The 22,550-nt window shown below is 72.8% G+C and carries 19 protein-coding genes, 1 tRNA gene and 3 pseudogenes; 16 read left to right on the top strand and 7 right to left on the bottom strand.

Going from position 1 to position 22,550, the window contains the following annotated elements; translation table 11 throughout:
- Nucleotides 1-4 precede the first annotated feature (4 nt).
- The 6 genes and pseudogenes from GXP74_RS36150 to GXP74_RS36130 all read left to right on the top strand — a co-directional run bounded on the left by GXP74_RS36150 (nucleotide 5) and on the right by GXP74_RS36130 (nucleotide 6,833).
- Complete coding sequence (locus GXP74_RS36150; RefSeq protein WP_182455433.1) at nucleotides 5-1,615, top strand: FadD3 family acyl-CoA ligase; 1,611 nt, start codon at nucleotides 5-7, stop codon at nucleotides 1,613-1,615.
- An 80-nt stretch (nucleotides 1,616-1,695) separates the two neighbouring features.
- Nucleotides 1,696-2,877: pseudogene (locus tag GXP74_RS36145) on the top strand (glycosyltransferase); the annotation flags it as partial.
- A 70-nt stretch (nucleotides 2,878-2,947) separates the two neighbouring features.
- Nucleotides 2,948-3,034, top strand: a pseudogene (locus tag GXP74_RS42375) (hypothetical protein); the annotation flags it as partial.
- A 7-nt stretch (nucleotides 3,035-3,041) separates the two neighbouring features.
- Nucleotides 3,042-5,300 carry a glycosyltransferase family 39 protein gene (locus GXP74_RS41710; RefSeq protein WP_182455431.1) on the top strand — a complete coding sequence of 753 codons (2,259 nt, stop codon included), beginning with the start codon at nucleotides 3,042-3,044 and terminating at the stop codon, nucleotides 5,298-5,300.
- A 355-nt stretch (nucleotides 5,301-5,655) separates the two neighbouring features.
- A complete protein-coding gene (locus GXP74_RS36135) occupies nucleotides 5,656-6,627 on the top strand; it encodes a sigma-70 family RNA polymerase sigma factor (RefSeq protein WP_182455430.1) in 972 nt (323 codons plus the stop codon).
- 44 nt (nucleotides 6,628-6,671) lie between these two features.
- The gene (locus tag GXP74_RS36130; protein ID WP_225448432.1) at nucleotides 6,672-6,833 is read left to right on the top strand and encodes a hypothetical protein; all 162 of its coding nucleotides are present in this window, start codon (nucleotides 6,672-6,674) and stop codon (nucleotides 6,831-6,833) included.
- A gap of 57 nt (nucleotides 6,834-6,890) precedes the next feature.
- Here GXP74_RS36130 and GXP74_RS36125 read toward each other — a convergent pair whose 3' ends face one another.
- Nucleotides 6,891-7,460, bottom strand: coding sequence for a hypothetical protein (locus GXP74_RS36125; RefSeq protein ID WP_182455428.1), 570 nt, complete (start codon nucleotides 7,458-7,460; stop codon nucleotides 6,891-6,893).
- Between the two features lie 272 nt (nucleotides 7,461-7,732).
- Complete coding sequence (locus GXP74_RS36120) at nucleotides 7,733-8,071, bottom strand: FmdB family zinc ribbon protein (RefSeq protein ID WP_182455427.1); 339 nt, start codon at nucleotides 8,069-8,071, stop codon at nucleotides 7,733-7,735.
- A gap of 398 nt (nucleotides 8,072-8,469) precedes the next feature.
- On the opposite strand from GXP74_RS36120, the gene GXP74_RS36115 reads away from it, so the two are divergent.
- Nucleotides 8,470-11,271, top strand: coding sequence for a penicillin acylase family protein (locus GXP74_RS36115; protein WP_182455426.1), 2,802 nt, complete (start codon nucleotides 8,470-8,472; stop codon nucleotides 11,269-11,271).
- Between the two features lie 36 nt (nucleotides 11,272-11,307).
- Here the strand turns inward: GXP74_RS36115 and GXP74_RS36110 are convergent, their stop codons facing one another.
- Nucleotides 11,308-11,910 (bottom strand): 5-formyltetrahydrofolate cyclo-ligase, encoded by a 603-nt coding sequence (locus GXP74_RS36110; protein WP_182455425.1) that lies wholly within the window; start codon nucleotides 11,908-11,910, stop codon nucleotides 11,308-11,310.
- Between the two features lie 163 nt (nucleotides 11,911-12,073).
- On the opposite strand from GXP74_RS36110, the gene GXP74_RS36105 reads away from it, so the two are divergent.
- The 8 genes and pseudogenes from GXP74_RS36105 to GXP74_RS36070 all read left to right on the top strand — a co-directional run bounded on the left by GXP74_RS36105 (nucleotide 12,074) and on the right by GXP74_RS36070 (nucleotide 18,380).
- Nucleotides 12,074-12,883 (top strand): GGDEF domain-containing protein, encoded by an 810-nt coding sequence (locus GXP74_RS36105; RefSeq protein ID WP_182455424.1) that lies wholly within the window; start codon nucleotides 12,074-12,076, stop codon nucleotides 12,881-12,883.
- A gap of 31 nt (nucleotides 12,884-12,914) precedes the next feature.
- Nucleotides 12,915-13,886 carry a UTP--glucose-1-phosphate uridylyltransferase gene (locus GXP74_RS36100; RefSeq protein WP_182455423.1) on the top strand — a complete coding sequence of 324 codons (972 nt, stop codon included), beginning with the start codon at nucleotides 12,915-12,917 and terminating at the stop codon, nucleotides 13,884-13,886.
- 37 nt (nucleotides 13,887-13,923) lie between these two features.
- The gene (gene glp, locus GXP74_RS36095) at nucleotides 13,924-15,345 is read left to right on the top strand and encodes a gephyrin-like molybdotransferase Glp (RefSeq protein ID WP_182455422.1); all 1,422 of its coding nucleotides are present in this window, start codon (nucleotides 13,924-13,926) and stop codon (nucleotides 15,343-15,345) included.
- Nucleotides 15,346-15,463: 118 nt separating this feature from the next.
- A pseudogene (gene moaC / locus GXP74_RS36090) lies at nucleotides 15,464-15,886 on the top strand (cyclic pyranopterin monophosphate synthase MoaC); the annotation flags it as partial.
- Between the two features lie 86 nt (nucleotides 15,887-15,972).
- Complete coding sequence (locus tag GXP74_RS36085; RefSeq protein ID WP_182455421.1) at nucleotides 15,973-16,503, top strand: molybdenum cofactor biosynthesis protein B; 531 nt, start codon at nucleotides 15,973-15,975, stop codon at nucleotides 16,501-16,503.
- On the top strand, nucleotides 16,500-17,120 hold the full coding sequence (locus GXP74_RS36080; RefSeq protein ID WP_182456879.1) for a GNAT family N-acetyltransferase: 621 nt from the start codon (nucleotides 16,500-16,502) through the stop codon (nucleotides 17,118-17,120). The genes GXP74_RS36085 and GXP74_RS36080 overlap by 4 nt, the downstream gene beginning before the upstream one ends.
- Nucleotides 17,121-17,276: 156 nt before the next feature.
- Complete coding sequence (locus GXP74_RS36075; RefSeq protein ID WP_182455420.1) at nucleotides 17,277-18,230, top strand: hypothetical protein; 954 nt, start codon at nucleotides 17,277-17,279, stop codon at nucleotides 18,228-18,230.
- A 76-nt stretch (nucleotides 18,231-18,306) separates the two neighbouring features.
- Nucleotides 18,307-18,380: transfer RNA gene (locus tag GXP74_RS36070), tRNA-Ala, on the top strand.
- Nucleotides 18,381-18,639: 259 nt separating this feature from the next.
- Here the strand turns inward: GXP74_RS36070 and GXP74_RS36065 are convergent.
- The 3 genes from GXP74_RS36065 to GXP74_RS36055 are packed head-to-tail and all read right to left on the bottom strand — an operon-like array spanning nucleotide 18,640 to nucleotide 21,092.
- Nucleotides 18,640-19,923, bottom strand: a complete 1,284-nt coding sequence (locus GXP74_RS36065) for a hypothetical protein (protein ID WP_182455419.1) — start codon at nucleotides 19,921-19,923, stop codon at nucleotides 18,640-18,642.
- Between the two features lie 36 nt (nucleotides 19,924-19,959).
- Nucleotides 19,960-20,427 (bottom strand): hypothetical protein, encoded by a 468-nt coding sequence (locus GXP74_RS36060; protein WP_182455418.1) that lies wholly within the window; start codon nucleotides 20,425-20,427, stop codon nucleotides 19,960-19,962.
- The gene (locus tag GXP74_RS36055; RefSeq protein ID WP_225448430.1) at nucleotides 20,424-21,092 is read right to left on the bottom strand and encodes a hypothetical protein; all 669 of its coding nucleotides are present in this window, start codon (nucleotides 21,090-21,092) and stop codon (nucleotides 20,424-20,426) included. The genes GXP74_RS36060 and GXP74_RS36055 overlap by 4 nt, the downstream gene beginning before the upstream one ends.
- A 313-nt stretch (nucleotides 21,093-21,405) precedes the next feature.
- Here GXP74_RS36055 and GXP74_RS36050 point away from each other — a divergent pair, with 313 nt between their 5' ends.
- Nucleotides 21,406-21,723, top strand: a complete 318-nt coding sequence (locus tag GXP74_RS36050) for a helix-turn-helix transcriptional regulator (protein WP_182455417.1) — start codon at nucleotides 21,406-21,408, stop codon at nucleotides 21,721-21,723.
- Nucleotides 21,724-21,902: 179 nt separating this feature from the next.
- On the opposite strand, the gene GXP74_RS36045 is transcribed toward GXP74_RS36050, so the two are convergent.
- Nucleotides 21,903-22,400: a hypothetical protein gene (locus GXP74_RS36045; protein WP_182455416.1), complete on the bottom strand. Its 498-nt coding sequence runs from the start codon at nucleotides 22,398-22,400 to the stop codon at nucleotides 21,903-21,905.
- Nucleotides 22,401-22,550: the final 150 nt, after the last annotated feature.

Raw genomic sequence — 22,550 nt, 5'->3', positions numbered from 1 at the left:
AGCGGTGCGCGGAGACCTGGAGTGGGGCAGCATCCCGCGGTTGGTGCAGGCCGCCGCCGACCGGTACGGCGACGCCGAGGCGGTGGTCGGTCCGCGCACCCGGATGAGCTACCGCGAGCTCGGACTGCGGGTCCGCCGGGCCGCCGCCGCCGTGATCGCGACCGGAGTGCTGCCCGGCGAGCGGGTCGCCGTCTGGGCCCCGAACACCCCCGGCTTCGTGGTCGCCGCGCTCGGCGCGGTCAGCGCCGGAGCGGTGCTGGTACCGCTGGGCACCCGGCTCAAGGGCGCCGAGGCGGTGGACCTGCTGCGCCGGACCAGGGCCTCGACGCTGTTCGTCACCGACACCTTCCTCGGCGTCAGCTACGTCTCCGCGCTGCGCGCCGCGGCGGGCCGGACCGGCCCCGACGGCTCCCCGGCCGGGCTGCCGCACCTGCGCACCGCCGTCGTCCTCGGCGACCGGACGCAGGCCCCGCCGGGCTTCCAGAGCTGGCGCGGGTTCCTGGCCGCCGGGGCCAGGGTGCCCGACCGCGCGGTCCGCGGGCGTGCCGACGCGGTCCGCGGCGACGACCCCGCCGACATGATGTTCACCTCCGGCACCACCGGGCTGCCCAAGGGCGCGGTCACCACCCACGCGCAGAGCCTGCGCGCCTTCGCCACCTGGGCCGAGTTCGCCGGGCTCGGCCGGGGCGACCGCTACCTGGTGGTCAACCCGTTCACCCACACCTTCGGCTACAAGGCCGGGATCCTGGCCTCGCTGATGTGCGGCGCGACCGTGCTGCCGCAGCCGGTCTTCGAGGCCGAGGCGGTACTGGCGAAGGTCTCCGCCGAGCGGGTCACGGTGCTGCCCGGCGCGCCCACGGTCTACCAGTCGCTGCTCGACCACCCCGGACGCGCCGGGTACGACCTGGGCTCGCTGCGGCTCGCGGTCACCGGCGCGGCCGTGGTCCCGCTGGAACTCGTCACCCGGATCCGGCAGGACCTCGGCTTCGACACCGTGCTCACCGCCTACGGGCTGACCGAGTGCTGCGGACTGGTCACCATGTGCCGCCCGGGCGACGCCCCCGGGCTGGTCGCCGCGACCTCCGGCCGGGCCGTCCCCGGCATGGAGCTCCGGATCGTCGACGAGCACGGCCGGGCCGCCCCGGTGGGCGGCCCCGGCGAGGTCCAGGCGCGCGGCTACGCCGTGATGCGCGAGTACTTCGAGGACCCGGACGGCACCGCCGCCGCCTTCACCGGCGACGGCTGGCTGCGCACCGGGGACGTCGGCGTCCTCGACGCCGCGGGCAACCTGCGGATCACCGACCGGCTCGGCGACATGTTCACCGTCGGCGGCTTCAACGCCTACCCGGCCGAGATCGAGCGGGTGCTCGCCCGCCACCCGCTGGTCGCCGACTGCGCCGTGGTCGGCGTGCCCGACCCGCGCCTGGGCGAGGTCGGCCGGGCGTACGTGGTCCCCTGCGGCAGCCCCGGGCCCGGCGCGGCCGAGGAACTGATCGCCTGGGCCCGGCGCGAGATGGCCAACTACAAGGTCCCCAGGCAGGTCCGGTTCCGGGCCGAACTGCCGCGCAACGCCTCGGGGAAGGTGCTCAAGGGACAGCTGCGCGCGGAAGCCTGAGGGCACGACCGGACAGGACTCTCATCCCTGCCCTACGTCCGGCACAGGCTCCGCACAGCGCCGTCCCGAAGCGTGGCGGCATGAGCAATTCGACAGCGCTGGCGGGAGAACCCGCCCCCCGGGCAGCCGGGCCGCGCCCCGAACCGCCCCCGGCGCCACAGGCCGGTCCGCTGCCGTCGGGACGCGCCCGCCTGGTGGAGATCGTCGTCCCGGTCCACAACGAGCAGCGGATCCTCGACCAGAGCGTGCACCGGCTGCACGCCTACCTCGCCGAGACCTTCCCCTACCCGTTCCGGATCACCATCGCCGACAACGCCAGCACCGACGACACCTGGCGGATCGCCTCCGCGCTCGCGGCCGAACTGCCCGGGGTGCGCGCGGTCCACCTGGACCAGAAGGGCCGCGGCCGGGCCCTGCGCCAGGTCTGGAGCGGCAGCGACGCCGACGTGGTCAGCTACATGGACGTCGACCTGTCCACCGGGCTCGACGCCTTCCTGCCGCTGGTCGCGCCACTGCTGTCCGGGCACAGCGACCTCGCCATCGGAAGCCGACTGCACCGGGGCTCGGCGGTGGTGCGCGGCCCCAAACGCGAGTTCATCTCCCGGACCTACAACCTGATGCTGCGCACCACCATGGCCGCCCGCTTCTCCGACGCCCAGTGCGGCTTCAAGGCCGGGCGCACCGACGTGGTGCGGGCGCTGCTGGGCTCGGTCGAGGACCAGACCTGGTTCTTCGACACCGAACTGCTGCTGCTCGCCGAGCGCAGCGGGCTGCGGATCCACGAGGTCCCGGTGGACTGGGTGGACGATCCGGACAGCCGGGTCGACATCGTCCGAACGGTCAAGGACGACCTGAAGGGCATGTGGCGGGTCGCCCGCCGGACGGTCTCCGGCGCGACCCGGCTGCCGGTGCCGCCACGGGTCCAGCAGGCGCAACTGCCGCCGGGGATGCGCCGCCAGCTCTCCAGCTTCGCCGTCATCGGCGTCGCCAGCACCCTCGCCTACCTGGCGCTGTACCTGGTGCTGCGGCAGGCCGGTCCGGCGGTGGTCGCCAACGCGCTGGCGCTGCTGGTCACCGCGATCGCCAACACCGCCGCCAACCGGCGCTTCACCTTCGGCGTCACCGGCTCCAGGGACGCGCTCAAGCACCAGGTCGAGGGCGGGATCGCCTTCGTGATCGGGCTGGCGCTGAGCACGCTCACGCTCGCGGTCACCGACGCGGTCGCCCCCGGCGCCTCGCACCTGGTCGAACTGGGCGCGCTGATCGGCGCCAACGCCCTGTCCACCGTCGTCCGCTTCCTGCTGATGCGGGTGTGGGTGTTCCACCCCGGGCGCCAGTCCTTCTCCGCCCCCGTTCCTTCTCCTGTCCCCGTCCCCGTCCCCGCCCCTTCTCCGCCCGTTGCCGACTCCCAGGAGCTGAACCGCTGATGAGCGTCCACACCGATGCCGGGACGACACCGGTACGGGCGTCCTCCCGGCCACCCGGGCGGAGCCTCGCCAAGCGCGTCCTGCTCGGTCGCGAGCAGGCGCCGCGCTGGGCCCGGCCCGCACTGTGGGGCGTACTGCTGCTCGCCGCCGCCGTCTCCTGCTACGGCCTGGGCGCCAACGGCGACGCCAACTCGTACTACGCCGCCGCCGTGCTCAGCGGCACCAAGAGCTGGACCTCGATGTTCTTCGGCTCGCTGGACACCGGCAACTACATCACCGTGGACAAACCGCCGGTGGCGCTGTGGCTGATGGAGGCCTCCTGCCGGGTCCTGGGCTTCGGCAGTTGGCAGATGCTGCTGCCGATCGCGCTGTGCGGGGTCGCCGCCGTCGGCGTGCTCTACAGCGCCGTACGCCGCAGCTTCGGCTGGACGGCGGCGACCGTCGCCGCCGCCGTGCTCGCGCTCACCCCGATCACCGTCGCCATCAACCGCGACAACAACCCGGACCCGGTCCTGGTGCTGCTCACCGTCGGCGCGGCCTGGTGCTGCCTGGAGGCGGTCCGCAGCGGCCGGACCATGCCGCTGGTGTGGTCCGGGGTGCTGGTCGGCTTCGCCTTCAACACCAAGATGCTGGCCGCCTACATGGTGCTCCCGGCCTTCTGCGCCGCCTACCTGTACGCGGCCAGGGGCAGCCTCGGCAGGCGCGTCCGCACGCTGCTGGTCGCGGGCGTCGCGCTGGTGGTGTCCAGCGGCTGGTGGATGGTGATCGTGGACTCGATCCCGGCCGCCGACCGGCCCTTCGTTGGCAGCTCCACCAAGGACACCGTCTGGGACCTGGTCACCGGCTACAACGGGCTGGCCCGGATCACCGGCGGCAGCAGCGGTGGCACGGGCGGCGCGGGCGGTGGCGGTGGCGGTGGCGCCAACTTCGGTGGCACCGCCGGGGCCGGACGCCTGTTCAACGACATCCTCGGCGGCCAGATCTCCTGGCTGATCCCCTTCGCCGCGATCGCCTGCGTCGGCGCCCTGGTACTGCGCGGACGCAGGCGGCGCACCGACGCGCAGCGCGCCGGACTGCTGCTGTGGGGGCTGTGGCTGCTCACCCACTACCTGACCTTCAGCTTCGCCGACGGCACCTTCCACCCGTACTACACGACCATGCTGGCCCCCTCGATCGCCGCGCTCACCGGCGCGGGCGGGGTGGCCCTGCTGCGGGCGTTCCGCAGCCGCTCGGCCGCCTGGGCCTGGGTACTGCCGCTCGCCATCGCGGTCACGGCGGTGTGGGCGATCGTCCTGCTGCGCCGTGACTCCGGCTTCGACAGCTGGCTGTGGCCGCTGGTCGCGGTGCTGGCGGTCGCGGCCGTGGCGGTGCTGCTGGTCGCCCGGGCGGGCGCGCTGCGCGGCGGCTCGCCCGGCTCGGCGCGGCCGCGGCTGCGGTTGACGGCGGTGGGCGCGGTCGCGGCCCTGGTCGCGCTGCTCGCCGGTCCGGCCGCGTACGCGGCGGACACGGTGACCGCCGGCAGCATCCAGGGGGTGAACCCCACCGGCGGACCGACCACCGGCAACGGCATGAGCTTCCCCGGCGGCGGGGGCCGAGCGCCCGGCGGCGCCGACGGCGCGGACGGCGCCAGGGGCGCCGGTGGCTCCGGCTTCCCCGGCGGGACCGGCGGCGAGCTGCCCACCGACATGATGCCCGGCACCGGCACCGGCACCGGCACCAGCGAAGTGCCCCCGGCCGGGACCACCGGCGGGACCACCGGCACCACCACCGGCCAACCGCCCACCGGCGGTGCCGCCGGAGCCGGTCAGGCCTTCGGCGGGCGCTCGTTCGGTGACCGCAGCGGCGGCGCTGGTGGAGCGCCCGGCGGTGGCGGCATGGGCGGCAGCGTCTCCACGGCCATGCTCAGCTACCTGGAGGCCCACCAGGGCTCCGCTACCTGGCTGGTGGCCACCGCCGACGCCCAGACGGCAGCGGAGATCATCCTGCGGAGCGGCGGCAAGGCGGCCATCGGCATGGGCGGCTTCACCGGCGACGACCCGGCGATGAGCGCGGCCAAGCTCAAGGGCTACATCGCCTCCGGCAAGCTGCACTACGTGCTGGTCGACGGCACCGGCGGCGGCGCGGCCCCCGGCGGCGGCCGGGCCAACTCCGCCGCGACCGGGTACGTCACATCGAGCTGCACCGTGGTCGAGGCGACCGAGTACGGCGGCAGCACCGCCTCGGGCACCGCTTCCGAGACGCTCTACTACTGCGCGTAGCCGTAGTTGAGCGCACCGCGACGGCTCGTCGACCGGGGGAAGCCCCGGGCGGCGGGCCGTCCCGATTCCGGCGCGCGCGGAACTTCCGGCGAGCGCAGACTCGTCGTAGTCGTTGAGTGCGCGGCCAGGACCGGGCGCACCGGGCTCAGTGCCGAGCCGACACGGCGTCATATCTCTCCGTGAGCAACCGGGCACGCTCCGGTCATCATCGGGGGAAAATTCGCAAGGATACTGCACCCCGGCAGAAAAAACCGCACGTTGGGAATGATGTCCGGAATCTACTCGTTGCATCGTTACGAAAGGCAACCCGTGAACGGGCCAGCCGGGCCCGTCCCTTCTCCGTGAAGGAGTACGAATGGCAACGCGTGCCGTCGTCCGCGACAAGGCCGACCGGACTCGCACCGCGCGTCCGACCAGCGGTGAGGCCGACCGCGACCTCGTCGGCATGTACCTGGACGAGATCGCCCGGACTCCGCTGCTCGACGCCGCGCAGGAAGTCGACCTCTCAACCCGAATAGAAGCCGGTGTCTTCGCCGAGCACCTGCTGGAGAGCGGCGAGACCGCAGCAGGCGCGAGTGAGGACGAACTGCGCGCGGTCATCGCTGACGGGCGCCACGCCAAGGACGTGTTCATCCGCTCCAACCTCCGGCTGGTCGTCGCCGTGGCTCGCCGCTACCCGCGCAGCGGGCTGCCGCTGCTCGACCTGATCCAGGAGGGCAACGCCGGCCTGGTCCGGGCGGTGGAGAAGTTCGACTTCGGCAAGGGCTTCAAGTTCTCCACCTACGCGACCTGGTGGATCCGCCAGGCGATCACCCGTTCCATCGCCGACCAGTCCCGCACCATCCGGCTGCCGGTGCACCTCGTCGAGGAACTCGGGCGTATCCGCCGGGTCCAGCGCGAGAAGTCCAAGGAGCTGGGGCGCGACGTGGAGCACTCCGAGATCGCCGCCGAGCTGGACACCACGGTCGAGCGGATCAAGGACGTCCTGGACTGGGCCCGCGACCCGGTCAGCCTCAACATGACGGTCGACGACGCGGGCGAGACCCAGTTCGGCGACCTGGTCGAGGACACCACCGCGACCTCACCCGAGGACGCGGTCATGGTGATGCTGCGCCGTGAGGAGCTGGAGGACCTGATCGGGCGGCTGGACGACCGCACCGCGTCGATCATCCGTTCCCGCTACGGCATGGAGGACGGCCGCGAGCGGACCTTGACCGAGGTCGGCAAGCAGCACGGCCTGACCCGTGAGCGGATCCGGCAGATCGAGAAGCACGCGCTCGCCGAGCTGCGGAAGATCGCCGACCACTCGGGCTTCGAGGCGGCATGAGCACCACCCCGCAGCCGCCCGCCGCCGCCTCGTACGCTGGACGCATGGCAGACGACACCCCCAAGCGCCCGGCGCTGCGCTTCGACGACCCGCTGACCCAGCCGAGCCGGGACGACACCGACTCCGGCTGGGGCGGCGACCAGGGCGGCTCCGAGCGGGACGAGGCGTGGTACCGGCGGGAGACACCGCCGCACCACGGCGACTGAGGCCGAGCCGCAGCGCGACATGGAAGGGCCGGGGCGCCGCCTCGGCCCTTCGGCGTGTCACGAGGGCCCCCGCACCGTGCCGACCCGGGTGGTCGCGGGCCCGCTCTGGCCGGGGTGACCGGTGGACGGCGGCTGCGGAGCCCGCAGCGCGCCCAGCGCCAGCGTGGTCGCCGCCGCCAGCAGCCCCACCGTGACCGGCCCCGGCCTTCGCCGTACCGAAACGGGCAGCCGATGTCGGCCGCCCCCGGCCCGGATCGGCGCGAACGGCGCGACCCGCCGCGTGGGCGGTACCGCCGGAGCGTCGCCGACCAGCGGAACGGTGGGCGCGACCGGCCGTGGCGCGGCCACCGGCTCCGGCTCGTCCTCCGCCCAGCTCTCCGCCCAGCTGTCGGCCCAGCCGCGCACCCAGCTCTCCGCCCGGTCCTGGCTCGCCGCCTGGCTCGCTGTCTGGCTCGCTGTCTGGCTCGCTGTCCGGCTCTCCGCCGCCGCCCGTTCCGGAGCGGGCTCCGGCCCGGCCTGCCGGAGCGTGGCAGGAGGGAGCGTGGCAGGAGAGGGCGCGGCAGCGGGGGGTGCGGCAGAACGGGAGGGGTCGCTGATCGTCAGGGGGCGCAGCGTCAGGGAGCACATGCGGAACCACCGCCTTTGCGAGGCCGTCGGGTAGCCGGGCAGGTCGGCCGACCTGCCCGCACCACCACGATGGCCCGCCCCACCGGCACTTCCGCGCCGCTGGACGATTTCTGTGGACAACTAGGGCCTGTGGAGAACTCGGCCACCCCCACGGGTGAATCCCGCACCCGCTGAGACGTTTCCGGACGTGCCAAAGCCCCGCCGGTCACTGCCAGAGCAGGACTCAGGCCCGGCGGGGCTCGGCCACAAGGCCGACGTGCGGGTGCTGCGGGTCAGGCGGCGGGCGTCGAGCTGCTGCCCGACGACGTGCCCTTCGAGGCCGACGAGGACGACGAAGACGTCGAGGACGCCCCCGACGTCGACGAGCTCGTCGAGTCGCCGCTCGACGACGCCGAGGCGGTGGACTTGGAAGCACCCACCGTGCTGCTCGACGACGAACGGCTGTCGGTGCGGTAGAAGCCGCTGCCCTTGAAGACCACACCCACGGCGGAGTAGATCTTGCGCAGCCTTCCGCTGCACTCCGGGCAGACGGTCAGGGCGTCGTCCGTGAACTTCTGGACTGCCTCAAGGCCGCTGCCACACTCGGTGCACTGGTACTGGTACGTCGGCACTTGTCATTCCTCCTGGCACTCTCGCCTGATGAGTGCTAACGACGGTCAATGATGCGTTATTCCCGGCCGATAGTCCACTGTGACCGGTGTGAGCTGCGGCTCCACCCGCGCGCCCGGTCCGCCCGGCGCCGGTCGCCGCCCGCGCCGGTTTCGCCGGGGCCCGGTCGCTAGTACCCTCACGAGTTCTACCGTGCGATCTTCGGCGGACCCAGGTAGGTCCCCGTCGGTCGTGGCCGGTTTCTTCGGCGCGCGACACCGGCCCCGGAGAAGGCTGGACAAGGGCTCGGCGAAGGCTCCCAAGCCGGGTACCAGTCCGCAGCTGTTCCGGTTCAGGTGTTAGCGTCGGCCCCGCCGCACTGCACGGCGGCGGACGAGCCCCTGCCTCAACAAGGACCCTGATGCCCCGCACCAAGAAATTCCGCCGGTTTCGGTTGCTGGTGATCCTGCTGGTGCTGCTGGTGGTGGTGGGCGCCGTCGGCGGAGGCTGGTACGGCGTTCGCACGGTCCGCGCGTCCTTCCCGCAGACCACGGGAACGCTCCAACTCGCGGGCCTGCAAGGGCAGGTCACCGTGACCCGGGACAGCAAGGGCATCCCGCAGATCTACGCGAACAGCGCCGCCGACCTCTTCATGGCGCAGGGCTTCGTCCAGGCCCAGGACCGGTTCTGGCAGATGGACGTGGACCGCCACATCACCTCCGGCACCCTGGCCTCCATGTTCGGCGCGGGCAAGAACGACGCCAACGTGCAGAGCGACGCCTTCATCCAGACCATGGACTGGCACGGGGTCGCGCAGCATGAGTACGACAGCCAGCTCTCGGCGACCACCAAGGCCTACCTCCAGGACTTCTCCGCCGGGGTGAACGCCTGGCTCAAGCAGCACCCGGGCGGCGCCGGGAAGTCGGTGGAGTACGCCATGCTCGGCGCCGCCCACAGCGGCTACACCCCCGCCCCCTGGACGCCGGTGGACTCGGTCTCCTGGCTCAAGGCGATGGCCTGGGACCTCAGCGGCAACATGCAGCAGGAGATCGACCGCTCGCTGCTCTCGCAGAGCCTCAGCGCGGCGCAGATCGCCCAGCTCTACCCCGCCTACCCGGCCGCCAACGGCACCATCGTGGACACCGGCACCGTCTCCGACTCCGGCAACCTCAAGAAGGCGGTCTACCACCCCTCGTCCGCCGACACCGCCGGGGCCACCGCCGACACCACCGCCTCCACCAGCTCCGGTCCGAGCGGCAGCGGCAGCGGCGACAACAGCGGCACCGTCCAGGGCCTGACCAGCGCCGCGACCCAGCTGGCCGCCAACCTCGACAGCGTCCCGTCGATGCTGGGCGAGCCCGGTCAGGGCATCGGCTCCAACTCCTGGGTGGTCTCCGGCAAGTACACGACCTCCGGCAAGCCGCTGCTGGCAGACGACCCGCACCTCACCCCCGGACTGCCGTCCGTCTGGGAGCAGATGGGCCTGCACTGCGACACCCTCAGCGCCGCCTGCCCCTACGACGTCACCGGGTTCACCTTCCCGGGGATGCCCGGCGTGGTGATCGGCCACAACCAGTCGATCTCCTGGGGCTTCACCAACCTCGGCGCCGACGTCCAGGACCTCTACCTGGAGCAGGTCACCGGCCCCGACAGCTACGCCTACGACAACGGCACCCAGCAGTTCACCAACCGGACGGTGACCATCAAGGTCGCCGGAGCGGCGGACCAGACGATCACCGTGCGCAGCACCGCCGACGGCATGCCGATCATCTCCGACCACGACGCGGTGGAGCAGGCGGTCGGCCAGACCGCGCCGGTCACCGGGGCCGCCCCACCGCGCGGCAACGGCTACGCCATCGCGCTGAAGTGGACCGCGCTCAGCCCCGGCCGGACCATGGACTCGGTGTTCTCGCTGGACCAGGCCACCGACTTCGACCAGTTCCGGAAGGCCGCCGCCGAGTTCGACGTCCCCGGCCAGAACATGGTCTACGCGGACGGCGCGGGCGCCTCCGGCAACATCGGCTACACCGCGACCGGGGAGATCCCGGTCCGGGCCAAGGGCGACAACGGCAGCTACCCGGATCCCGGTTGGGACTCCGCCTACGCCTGGAAGGGCTACATCCCCACGGCGGCCCTGCCGTACGTGGAGAACCCCGCCGCCGGGTACATCGTCGCCGCCAACCAGGAGGTGGTGAACAGCAGTTACCCGTACCCCATCACCGCCGACTGGGACTACGGCATCCGCGCCCAGCAGATCACCAGCCTGATCCAGTCCAAGATCGCCGGGAACGGCAAGATCTCGCCGGACGACATGTCCGACATCCAGAACGACGACACCAGCGTGATGGCGAAGACCCTGGTGCCGTACCTGCTCAAGGTGAAGCTCAGCGGCGGTTCGTACTACACCGACGCCCAGGCGCTGCTCAAGGACTGGAACTACGACCAGGACTCGGGCTCGGCGGCGGCGGCGTACTACAACGCGGTCTGGAGCAACCTGCTGCACCTGGCCTTCGACGAGAAGCTCCCGGCCTCGGTGCGGGCCACCACCGACTGCGTGATGCAGGCGCAGACCGCCAACGTCCCGGCCGACGGCCTCAACGGCCCGACCAAGCTGGTCAGCGTCTGCGGCCTGCGCGCCCCGGACCAGGCCCAGCCGGACGGCGGCGACCAGTGGATGACCGTGGTCTCGAACCTGCTGACCCAGCCGAACAGCAGCTGGTGGTCGTACACCTACAACAACGGCCAGCAGGTCAACGGCCGGGACAACCTGCTCGCCGAGGCGATGCGGGACGCCCGGATGCAGCTCACCTCGCTGATGGGCAAGAACATGGCCACCTGGAGCTGGGGCCGGATCCACACGCTGACGCTGAAGGAGTCCACCCTCGGCACCGCCGACTCCTCGCTGTTCTCCGGCCTGGAGCACCGGCTGCTGAACCGGGGCCCGTACCAGCTGAACGGCGGCAGCTCGGCGGTGGACGCGACCGGCTGGAACGCCGCGGCCGGGTTCCAGGTCGACTGGGCACCGTCGATGCGGATGGTGGTGGACCTCAGCAACTTCGACGGCTCCGAGTGGATCAACATCGGCGGTGCCTCCGGCCAGCCGTACGACCCGCACTACGACGACCAGACCCAGCTGTGGGCCGACGGCCAGCTGCTGACCTGGGCCTACACCAAGAGCGCGGTGCAGGCGGCGGCGGTGGACACGCTCACGCTGACCCCGTAGCAGCCGTCAGCGGCTCTCAGCGGTCGTCAGCGGCCGTCAGAACCAGCGAACGCCGGAGGGCGTCACCGCCGCGTCGACCGGAAGGTCGTGCGCCTCGGCGGGGACGTCCTCCAGCAGTTCCGGGTCGTACAGCAGGGTCGCCAGCCGGGCCCGCCGCTCGCCGCCGCCACGGGCCAGCCGGGCCAGCACCCGGTCGTAGCTGCCGCCGCCGCGTCCCAGCCGCACCCCGCGCCGGTCCACCGCCAGCCCCGGCAGCAGCAGCAGACCGGCCGCGCGGACCGCGTCCGGGCCGAGCCGGTCGCCGTCCGGCTCCAGCAGTCCGCGCCCGGCCCGGACCAGGTGCTCGGGGCCCCGGTAGCGGCCCCAGTCGAGGTCGTTGTCCGGCAGCAGTACCGGCAGCAACACCCGCGCGCCCCGCGCGCGCAGCGCGTCGAGCAGCGCGCGGGTGCCCGGCTCCGCCCCCACCGACACGTATCCGGCCACCACCGGGGGCGTATCCGCCCGGGGGAGCGGCTCGGTCGGAAGGAGGGGCAGCGCGTGCTCCGCGAGCGCCCGGGCGGCTTCCTGCCGCTGCTCGGGTGACAGCGCGGCGCGTGCCGCGAGCAGCCGTGACCGCAGCGCGGCCTTGTCGTTCAGCATCGGATGAGCGGGCCTTTCTCAAGTGGACTCTCGGGCGGACTCTCAGGTGGACGCGCAGGTGGACGCGCAGGTGCGGCGGGCGGACCGCGCGGTCGGCGCCGAGCACCCGGCCGAGCGGATCCGCGGGCCTGCCGGGCGACCGCCGGCCGGAGGAGGAGCAGACATGATGACGCAGCTCTACGACATCCTGGCCGCAGTCAGCCTGCCCGCGCTCCTCGCCGCCGCCCTGCTGCTGCGCGCGCTGCACCGCTGCCACGCCGCCGCGGCCGTCCGCGAGGCCGAGCAGGCGCGGCAGATCGAGGCGCTGCGGGCGGCCCGCGCGGTGCTCGAACGCACGTCCTACACGGATCCGTTGACCGGGGTCTGGAACTACCGCTACCTCCAGCTCTCGCTGGACCGGGAGATCGCCCGCTGCCTGCGCGCCCCGCAGTCGCCCGGCGGCGGACCGGGCGGGCGGCTGTCGCTGCTGCTGCTGGAGGTCGAGGGCTTCGAGGAGATCCGCCGCGAGCACGGCTACCAGCGGGCCGGGGTGGTGCTGCGGGACCTGGCACAGCGGCTGGCCCTGGAGTTCCGGGCGGCCGACGTCTTCGGCCGCTACGGCGGGGAGGAGTTCCTGGTGCTGCTGCCGGACACCGACGCGGCCGGCGCCGAGCACGCGGCCGCGCGGCTGCGCTGGACGGTCCGCAGGCACTCGCTGCCGCTGCCCGCGGTCCCGGCCGCGCAGGGCGCGGCCCACCCCGGGAACGGGCTGAGCGCCGCCGTCGGCGTCGCCTCGCTGCCGCCGGACGGGGCCCACGCCGCGCTGCTGCTGCGGGCGGCCGAGCGCGCGCTGGCCCGGGCGCGCGCCCAGGGGCCGTCGGCGCTCGATCCCGTCAGTAACCTCGGTACCAGCGAAACGCCCACGTCACACCAGGTTCACAGGTCTCTGTCGAGTGGCTGTGAGCTGCCCGGAAAAACCAAGGGGCAGGTCTGAAGCGCCCGGATCGGCAAGTACAGTCGTCAACATGACGAATGCTCGTTCGCGCCAGATCACCAAGGCTGTGATCCCCGCCGCCGGTCTGGGTACCCGGTTCCTCCCGGCGACCAAGGCCACTCCGAAGGAAATGCTTCCGGTCGTGGACAAGCCCGCGATCCAGTACGTCGTCGAGGAGGCCGCCTCGGCCGGACTGACCGACGTGCTGATGATCACCGGCCGGAACAAGCGTCCGCTGGAGGACCACTTCGACCGCGCGTACGAGCTGGAGGAACTGCTGATCCGCAAGGGCGACCAGCCCAAGCTGGACCGGGTCCGCGAATCCAGCGACCTCGCCACCATGCACTACGTCCGCCAGGGCGACCCGAAGGGGCTCGGCCACGCGGTGCTCTGCGCCGAGCCGCACGTCGCCGACCAGCCCTTCGCGGTGCTCCTCGGCGACGACCTGATCGACCCGCGCGACCCGCTGCTGGCGAAGATGATCGACGTCCAGCGGGAGCTCGGCGGCAGCGTGGTGGCGCTGATCGAGGTCGACCCGTCGCAGACCCACCTGTACGGCTGCGCCGCGGTGCGGCCCGCCGAGTGGCACGGCACCCTCGGCGGTGACGACGAGATCGTCCGGATCACCGACCTGGTGGAGAAGCCCAGCGCGGACGAGGCCCCCAGCAACTACGCGGTGATCGGCCGCTACGTGCTGGACCCGAGCGTGTTCGAGGTGCTGCACGAGACCGCGCCCGGGCTGCACGGCGAGATCCAGCTGACCGACGCGCTGCGGGTGCTGGCGCAGCGCACCCCCGGCCGGGGCGGTCCGGTCCACGGCGTGCTGTTCAAGGGCCGCCGCTACGACACGGGTGACCGGGGCGACTACCTGCGCGCCATCGTCCGCCTGGCGTGCGAGCGTGAGGACCTGGGCCCGGACTTCCGGGCGTGGCTGAAGGACTTCGTGGGCAGTGGCGAGCTGGACGGCCGCCCGGCCGTGCCCGAGGTGTCCCTCGCCGACTAGCGGCACGGACGGACAGCAGCGGCACGGGCGGACAGTGATGCGGGAACCGGCGCGGACAGCAGGGGGAGCAGTGAGCGAGCACGGCCACGACGACGGGTCCGCCGAGAAGGCGGACCCGTGCGACACCGACCACGGCGCGGAGCGCGGCTGGTCGGTGGACGAGCACCTGGACGACATCCTGCGCACGGTCGGTCCGCTGCCGTCGCTGGAGCTCCAACTGCTGGAGGCCCAGGGCTGCCTGACCATCGACGAGATCACCGCTCCGGGCCACCTGCCGCCGTTCGACAACAGCGCCATGGACGGCTACGCGGTGCGGGTCGCGGACCTGGCCGGGGCCACCGAGACGTACCCGTCGGTGCTCAAGGTCGTCGGCGACGTGGCCGCCGGGGCGGCGAACCTGCCGGTGGTCGGCCCGGGCCAGTGCGCCCGGATCATGACCGGCGCGCCGCTGCCCCCCGGCGCGGAGGCGGTGGTCCCGGTCGAGTGGACCGACGGCGGCAGCGGCGGCGCGGCGGCCACCACCATGGCCCCGGTCAGCAGCGAGCCGCAGGGCGCCTCCGGTGAGGTACGGATCTTCCGTCCGGCCGAGCCCGGCGCCTTCGTCCGCCGGATGGGCGACGACATCAGCGCCGGGCAGGCGGTGCTCCCGGCCGGTTCCCGGCTGGGTCCGGCGCAGATCGGGCTGCTCGCGGCGATCGGTCTGGACAGCGTCCGGATCCGCCCCCGGCCGCGGGTGGTAGTCCTGTCCACCGGCAGTGAGCTGGTGCAGCCGGGGACCAAGGCCGGTCCCGGGCAGATCACCGACTCCAACAGCTTCGCGCTGACCGCCGCCGCGCGGGAGGCGGGCGCCATCGCCTACCGGGTCGGCGGCGTGCCGGACGACGCCGCGCGGCTGCGCGAGGTGATCGAGGACCAGCTGATCCGCGCCGACATCATCGTCACCAGCGGCGGCGTCAGCGTCGGCGCGTACGACGTGGTCAAGGAGGCGCTGGCGCCGGTCGGCGAGCAGCCGCCGCTGGGTGAGATCTCCTTCCGCAAGCTGCGGATGCAGCCCGGCAAGCCGCAGGGCTTCGGGCTGCTCGACGGCACGGTGCCGCTGTTCGCCCTGCCCGGCAACCCGGTCAGCGCCTACCTCTCCTTCGAGCTCTTCGTGCGGCCCGCGATCCGGGCGATGATGGGCGTCGAGCCGGTGCACCGGAGCGTGGTCCGGGCCCGCGTCACCGAGGCGCTGACCTCTCCGGAGGGACGCCGCCAGTTCGCCCGGGGCCGCTACCTGGCCGGGCACGGCGGCGAGCCCGGCAGCGTCACCCCGGTCGGCGGCGCCGGTTCGCACCTGGTCGGGCCGCTGGCGCAGGCCAACGCGCTGATCGTGGTGCCGGAGGAGGACACCGCCGTGGCGGAGGGCGCGCTGGTGGACGTGGTGCTGCTGGACCAGGTTCCGGGGGAAGGCACGATCTGACGCGCCGCGCGCGCAGCGGTAGCCTGTGCCCGCAGCGCCACCGGCCACAGGAGACGACACGTTGAACAGCGCAGAGGGCGATCGGCTGACCCACGTCGACGAGACGGGGGCGGCCCGGATGGTGGACGTCTCCGAGAAGGCGACGACCGTGCGCACCGCCCGCGCCACCGGCCGGGTCCTGGTCTCGCCGAAGGTGGTGGAACTGCTGCGGGGCGAGGGGATGCCGAAGGGTGACGCCCTCTCAGTCGCCCGGGTGGCTGGGATCATGGGAGCCAAACGCACCCCGGAGCTCATCCCGCTGTGTCACCCGATCGGGATCTCCGGCGTGACCGTCGACCTGTCGGTGACCGACCAGGCGGTGGAGATCGCGGCCACGGTCCGCACCGCCGACCGCACCGGTGTGGAGATGGAGGCACTGACCGCCGTCGCCGTCGCCGGGCTCACCGTGATCGACATGGTCAAGGCGGTCGACAAGGGCGCCCGGATCGACGCGGTGCAGGTCGAGTCCAAGACCGGTGGCAAGAGCGGCGCCTGGCACCGGCCCGAGTCCTCCGCGAGCACGGCGACCTCCGCGACCTCCGCGAGCACCGCGAGCACCGGCCACGACGGGACCGCCGGAGGCGCCGCGTGAGCGCGCACCGCCGGGCCTTCGTGCTCACCGTCTCCAACCGCGCCGCCGCCGGGGTCTATCCGGACCAGGGCGGTCCGCTGCTGGCCGAGGGCTTGCGGGCGCTGGGCTTCGCGGTCGACGGACCACGGGTGGTGCCCGACGGCGAACCGGTCGCCGGAGCGCTGCGCGCGGCCGTGGCCGAGGGCTACGACGTGGTGCTGACCACCGGCGGCACCGGGATCAGCCCGATGGACCTCACCCCGGAGCAGACCGCCGGAGTGATCGACCGTCCGGTCCCCGGCATCGCCGAGGCGATCCGCGCCCACGGCCGCGCCGCCGGGGTGCCCACCGCCGCGCTCTCCCGGGGGCTGTCCGGGCTCGCCGGGAGAACGCTGATCGTCAACCTCCCCGGCTCCAGCGGCGGCGTCAAGGACGGCCTGGCCGTCCTCGGTCCGCTGCTCGGCCACGCCGTCGACCAGGTCCACGGCGGCGACCACCCCCGTCCCGACGCCGCCCCGCACGGCACCGCGCCCAGGAGCCCGCACTGAACGCCTTCTGGCCGGTCGAGCTGAGCGAGGGGCCGATCGGACTACGGCCCATCCGGATCCGCGACCGGCGCGACTGGCAGCAGGTCAGCGCCCGCAACCGGGACTGGCTGCGGCGCTGGGAGGCCACCGTGCCGCCACCGGCCCCGGGCAAGCCGTCCGGCCCCCGGCCGACCTACCGGCAGATGGTCTCCTTCCTCCGGGCCGAGGCCCGCGAGGGGCGGATGCTGCCGTTCGTGGTCACCTACCAGGACGAGCTGGTCGGCCAGCTCACCGTCGGCGGCATCACCTGGGGCTCGATGTGCTCGGCCAACATCGGCTACTGGGTGGACGAGGCGGTGGCCGGACACGGCATCATCCCCACCGCCCTGGCACTGGCCGTGGACCACTGCTTCCGCACCCTGGGGCTGCACCGGATCGAGGTGTGCATCCGCCCGGAGAACGGCCCCAGCCGCCGGGTGGTGGAGAAGCTGGGCTTCCGCGAGGAGGGGCTGCGCCCGCGCTACCTGCACATCGACGGCGGCTGGCGGGACCACCTGGTGTTCGCGCTGACCGCGGACGAGGTACCGGAGGGCATGCTGCGGCGCTGGCGCGGCGTACGGCAGCACTTGGAGCACTGACATTCCGGTGATTACTTCATATATTTGTTCGATCAGGCCAGCTGTCCGTCGTTCTGTCGCTCAAGGCGACGAAAATAAGGTGAGATGAGCATGAGTACGCGACACACCGGCCGAAATTGTCGCGAGGCGTTCCCTCGCGCCCGTACGGTGTGAAGCGTGAGCAGTAGTGGCCTCATCTACGCGGTGATCGTGGGGGCCTGGGCTGCCTACCTGGTGCCGATGTGGCTCCGCAGGCAGGACGAGCTCAACGAGGCCCGCCCCACCGAACGGTTCAGCACTGCCATCCGCCTGCTGTCCGGGCGTGCGGGGCTCGAACGGCGGGTCTCCCGGAACCTGGACGGCGAAGCCCAGCCCGGTCCGCAGGAGGACCCCGGGCAGGCGGTCCCGGTCGCCGTCGCGCCGCCCGCCCCGGCGGCCGGTCCCGGGCGCGGCCCCGAGTCCCAGCGGCGGGCCGCCGTCCTGGCGCGCCGCCGCCGGATGGTGATCCTGCTGTTCGTCGCCTTCACCGCCGGGATGGTCACCGCCGCCGTCGGCGGAGTCGCGCTGCTCTGGGTCCCGGCGATCCCGGCCGTGCTGTTCTCCCTCTACATCTCCCACCTGCGCCGCCAGGAGCGCCGCCGGTTCGAGGTGAAGCTGGACCGCCGCCGCGCCGCCGACGCCGCGCAGCGGCTGCGCGAGCGGGAGCGCGAGCGGGACCGCAGGCACGCCGCCGCCGTCCCGGACACCGAGCCGACCGCCGGGCCGCCGGAGTTCGGCTACCCGGGCGGCCGGACCGCCGCGGGCTCCGGCGCGCTGGTCGAGGCCGCCGACTCCGAGGACTGGGCGGACGGGCCGCAGGAGAGCGCACCCGAGGCCGAGGCGGGCTCCTGGGACCCGGTCCCGGTCCCGCTGCCCACCTACGTCACCGCGCCGGTGGCCCCGCGCCGCACCAGCGGCCTGGACCTCGGCGGCCCCGACACCTGGAGCGCGGGCCGCGCGGTCACCCCGCCGCCGGCCGCACCGGCCCCGACCGCGCCCACCCGCCCGGCCACCCCGCGCCCCGCCTCCACCCCGCTCTTCGACCAGTACGCGGCCGAGGACGACCCCCGTCCCCGCGCCGCCAACGAGTAGCTCCACCCCAGGCCCCGGACCTGCACCGGGACCGTGCACGAGCACCCCCGCGGACCTGATAGAGTTTCTTCTCGTTGGGGCTGTGGCGCAGTCCGGTAGCGCACCTCGTTCGCATCGAGGGGGCCAGGGGTTCGAATCCCCTCAGCTCCACCCAACAGCTGTTCTTGAGTTAGCTCAGGAATGGTTGACGAGATCCCGTCGAGAAGCTTCTTCTCGGCGGGATCTCGTGGTTTCAGGGTCCGTCCGACTGCTGTTGTAGTGCCGGGGCGGCCCTGTGGCTCGGTTTCCGCTGCTCAGCGGTGTGGTCTGGGGGTGGTTCGGGGTGCGGAGGGCATGCCGGGGCCGCCGACGAGGTGTGGATCATCGGCGGTGCGGGGCCTGGCTCTCGGATTCTTCGCATGACTGTGGGTTAGCCGGTTGGCGGGGGTCGTCCGGTCGCGGCGGGACTGCCCGCAGGCGCAATGGGCGATGGTCCTTTGTCTTCGGCCGCCGGGATCGGCTCGGTGGTGCCGGTGGTGTGTTTCCAGTCGTGGAGGATCTGCAGGTTCAGGGTGCAGATCGTCAGGGCGACCAAGATGGTCTGGGCGGCGCGGCCGTGGGCGAGGCGGTGCTTCGGCTCGGCGAGGTCGACCCGGTGTCCCTTCCCGCGCCCGTTGAGGCCTTCGTTGTTCGCCCGGATAGGTTTGAAGACGTCGTGCCAGGCGTCGCTGAGGTAGGGCCTGTCCTGCCGGAACTTGTCGAGTTTCCCCAGGTCGCCGGGGTGAATGGTGATCGTCGGTTGTCGGCAGATCCTGGGCAGTTCCTTCGCCGTGGGCGGGTGAAGCCGTTCGGCCTGGGGGATCTGGGCGGCGGGTTTCGCGGCGGAGTGGGCGGCGACGGCCCGCCGGTCGGTCAGGTCCACGGCGACGGGTGCGGTGCGAGCGGGTGGGTGGAGCCGGTTGAAGCGCGGGCAGGTGATCGAGGGCGAGGTCCCGGCGGCGGGGCACTGCAGCCGGATCGTGCCCGTGTGGTCGGGGCCCTGCTTGTGCTTGAGGTGGAAGGGTTCGCGGGCCGCGATCCGCTTCTTCAGTTCTTCGTTGGTGTCGATCTCGCGGATCTGCTTGTCGTCCAGGCCGGTGGTGGCGGTGGCGGTCGGGGCGGGGGTCAGGGGGCAGGCGAGGGTGCCGTCGATCAGCAGGGCGCCGTGGTGGGTGCCCTGGATGCCGCGGTGTTCCTGCCTGTAGTCCAGTGCGAGTTGGTAGCCGAGTCGGCGGGTGTGGGTCTGGAAGTGTTCGGACTTCTGGTCGGTGTAGGCTCGGTCGGCCGCCAGCACGCCGGTCGGCAGCCCGAGGTGCTGCAGCTGCTGCAGGGCGTGGACGGCGTTGGGGCCGGGGCGTTTGCCGCCGGTGTCCAGGACGGCTCCGAGCGCGAGCTGCGGGTGTCGGCTGATGCGCTGGCCGTTGCTGCGGCGGCTGGCGGCGACGGCCAGGGTCAGGCTGTGGCCGAAGACGCCCTCGGTGTCGCCGGCGCTGAAGTGCCAGCCGGCGGTGGTCTCGATGGAGCCCAGGTCGCGGTGGTCGCTGGGCGGGTGGTGCCAGGCAGGGACGCCGGTCATGTCGACGCCGACGTCGCCGGGCCAGCTCTTGAGCCAGCCGCGGTCGATGGCGTGGCGGACCGGGGCGAGCACGAACGCGTCGCTGACCTGCTGCAGCACTGCTCGTCTGCGCAGGTGTTCGGGGTCGGTGTCTTCCTAGGTGGCGGCGTGTGCGTCGGCCCGGTTGCGGGGCAGGCGGCTGCGGCGGTCGACGCGTTCGGGGTCCAGGGCGGTGGTGAGGCGGTCGAAGGTTCGGTAGACGCGCTTGGCGAATGCGATTCGCTGGTGGAGGTCGGTGCGGTCCACGGTCCCGATGCCCAACCAGGCTCTGGCGGTGTCGGTGATCTCGTCGAGCAGGACTCGGCAGGCGACGGCGAGTTGAGCGCTGTCGTGGTAGTGCAGCGCCAGCAGCAGTCCGGTCAGCATGGCCTCGACCGGCAGGCCGGACGGTCCGGGCCGCCCCGCCAGCTCTTGTTCGACCAGGTCCAGGCTGCCGCTGGCGCGGACCAGGTGCAGGAGCTGGCCGACCTTGGAGTCGGCGAGGGTGGCGGGGGCGTCGGTGGCGGGCTTGGGACGGCAGGCCCGGATCTTCACAGGGTTGCGCCAGGAGTGCGGCAGGGTCACCGGGCGGGTCCGTGCAGCAGCCGGATCGCGGTGGCGTCGTCGAGAGGGGGGACGTGGTGCTGGTAGCGGGCGAGAGAGGCGGCCGATGCCAGGCCGGCTGCCTTAGCGATCAGGTCGTGGTCGATGCGGGCGGCCATCAGTTCCACGATCCACGTCGCCCGCAGCCGTCCCGCCGACAGGGCGGGCAGCGGGTCGGGCGGACGGTGGACCAGCGGCCAGGAATTGACCAGGTTCTTGGCGAACTCCACCGTGCGCCGGGGACGGAACAGGTAGCCCCGGCCCGCTGTACCGGCCAGTTCGCCCAGGAGTGGGTCCCAAGCGGCGCGGGCCGCCAGCGGGACCGGCCGGCAGACCCCGGTGTGCAGCAGCGGGCCGGAGTCGGGAGACCTGCGCAGGTCTCCTCCGGTGCTGGCCGCAACCTCGCGTGGCGTGAGCCCGAAGCCGGCGCCCAGGCCCATCAGAGCCAAGCCGTCGGCGCGCTGCTGGCGGGGCAGATGCGCCGCCCAGTGCCGCAGTCCGGCCAGCTCGGCCGGACTGTAGGGCTGGTGCGGGTTGGGCGGTGCGTGCAGTCGGGCCGGAGCCGGCTCGCCGCGCTCGGCGAACGCCAGCGCATCGCGCACCCGCAGCAGCCAGGTCCGGTAGGTGCGGATCGTCGAGGCGCCCACCTCGCCGAGCAGGGAGAGGACGAACGCGTCGATGACCTCGTTGCGCAGCCAGCCGTCCGGTTCCCGCTCCAGGCGCGAGGCGTCCGGTGACGTGCAGCAGCCGCTCCACGTCGTAGGGCACCGCGGTGACCGTCGCGGCGACCACCGAGCGCACCAGCGGAGCGACCTGGTCCCAGACGGCGGGCGGGTTCCGGGGCCGATAGCGGGCGATCTTCGCGGAGGTCTGCGGATCAAGGGCCACGGTCCATACATACCGGCTGGACAAGCAGCCATTCCACAATTGATCGACTTCTATGGACAGGATGGTGCGCACATGGTCGGCGGACGCTCCCGTGCACGCCCCCCGCGGCAACTCACCGACGATCCGGAAGCCTGGCCCCAGCAGCCTGCCGCCGACCCCGCCGCCGAGGCCGTCCGGCACATCTCCCGCGCCCTGGCCGGGGCCCTGGACGAGCGGGGGCTGAGCCTGCGGGCGGCGGCCGAGGGCTCGGGGGTCAACCGGCAGGCCATCGCGGACCTGCTCGCCGGACTCTCCTGGCCCGACGTCGCCACCGTCGCCAGGCTGGCGGCCTTCACCGGTGGCGGGCTGTGGCCGCCGCAGAGAGGAACCGACTGCACTGCGAAGCATTGAGCCTCGATTCGGACCCGAAAACGCCAACAGGCGACCGGGCACGGTGATTTCGCGGCTCCACGCTTCGATCCTCTTGCATGACCACTACGCTCGAAACGCGCGAGCCACCGCTTAACGGGACCTCCGCATCCGGCGCCGCCGAGCTGAACCCTCGACGGCGCCGCTCCTGGCCTGGTTCCTCAGGCCACCCCCTCTGTCTCCGCATTCTCCGAGCGGGGGCGCGGGATGGCGGGCGCGATCGCGAACCACGCCGGCGACACCTCGACGACCAGGCCCTCCTTCACGGGCTTCTTCAGCCGCGCCCGGGTGGTCTCCACCCGATCGGCCTGCTCACCGATCGCGTCCCCGATGTCCTGCACCTTCATCGCCCGGTTCGCCCCGGCCAGCAGGACCAAGATGCCCTCCCGGGCCACTTCGAGATCCAGTGGCCCCGACGAAGCGGACGGCTCGGCCTCGGCCTCGAACGCGACGGCCGGCCCCGGGGGGCGGGCCGACGGCAGCGGGCCTTCGATGATGCGCCCGCGTCCCCGGCCCTGCAACGACGCCAGCGTCTCCCTGGTAATCACCAGGTGGGCCAGTCGTTCCTCCAGGACCGCGGCCTTCTCCAGCAGTGCGGCCAACTCGCCGCGCACCACTGCCTCTTCCTCGTCCAGACGCTCGAACCACGGCGTTGTCATCATCTGCCTCCTGCCCGCAGGATCCACCGGTCAGCTCCGGCCGGTCCTTCCGGTCCGAGAGCTCACGCCACCGTAGGAGCACGCCGGACAAGAGCACCGATGGTGACCGCCAATGACGCCAATCGACCGCAATAGCCTGCGTGGCGGTCG

It is taken from the genome of Streptacidiphilus sp. P02-A3a (assembly GCF_014084105.1).
GTDB lineage: Bacteria > Actinomycetota > Actinomycetes > Streptomycetales > Streptomycetaceae > Streptacidiphilus.
Note: the sequence above shows the minus strand (reverse complement) of the source record. Positions and strands in the feature narration are given on the sequence as shown.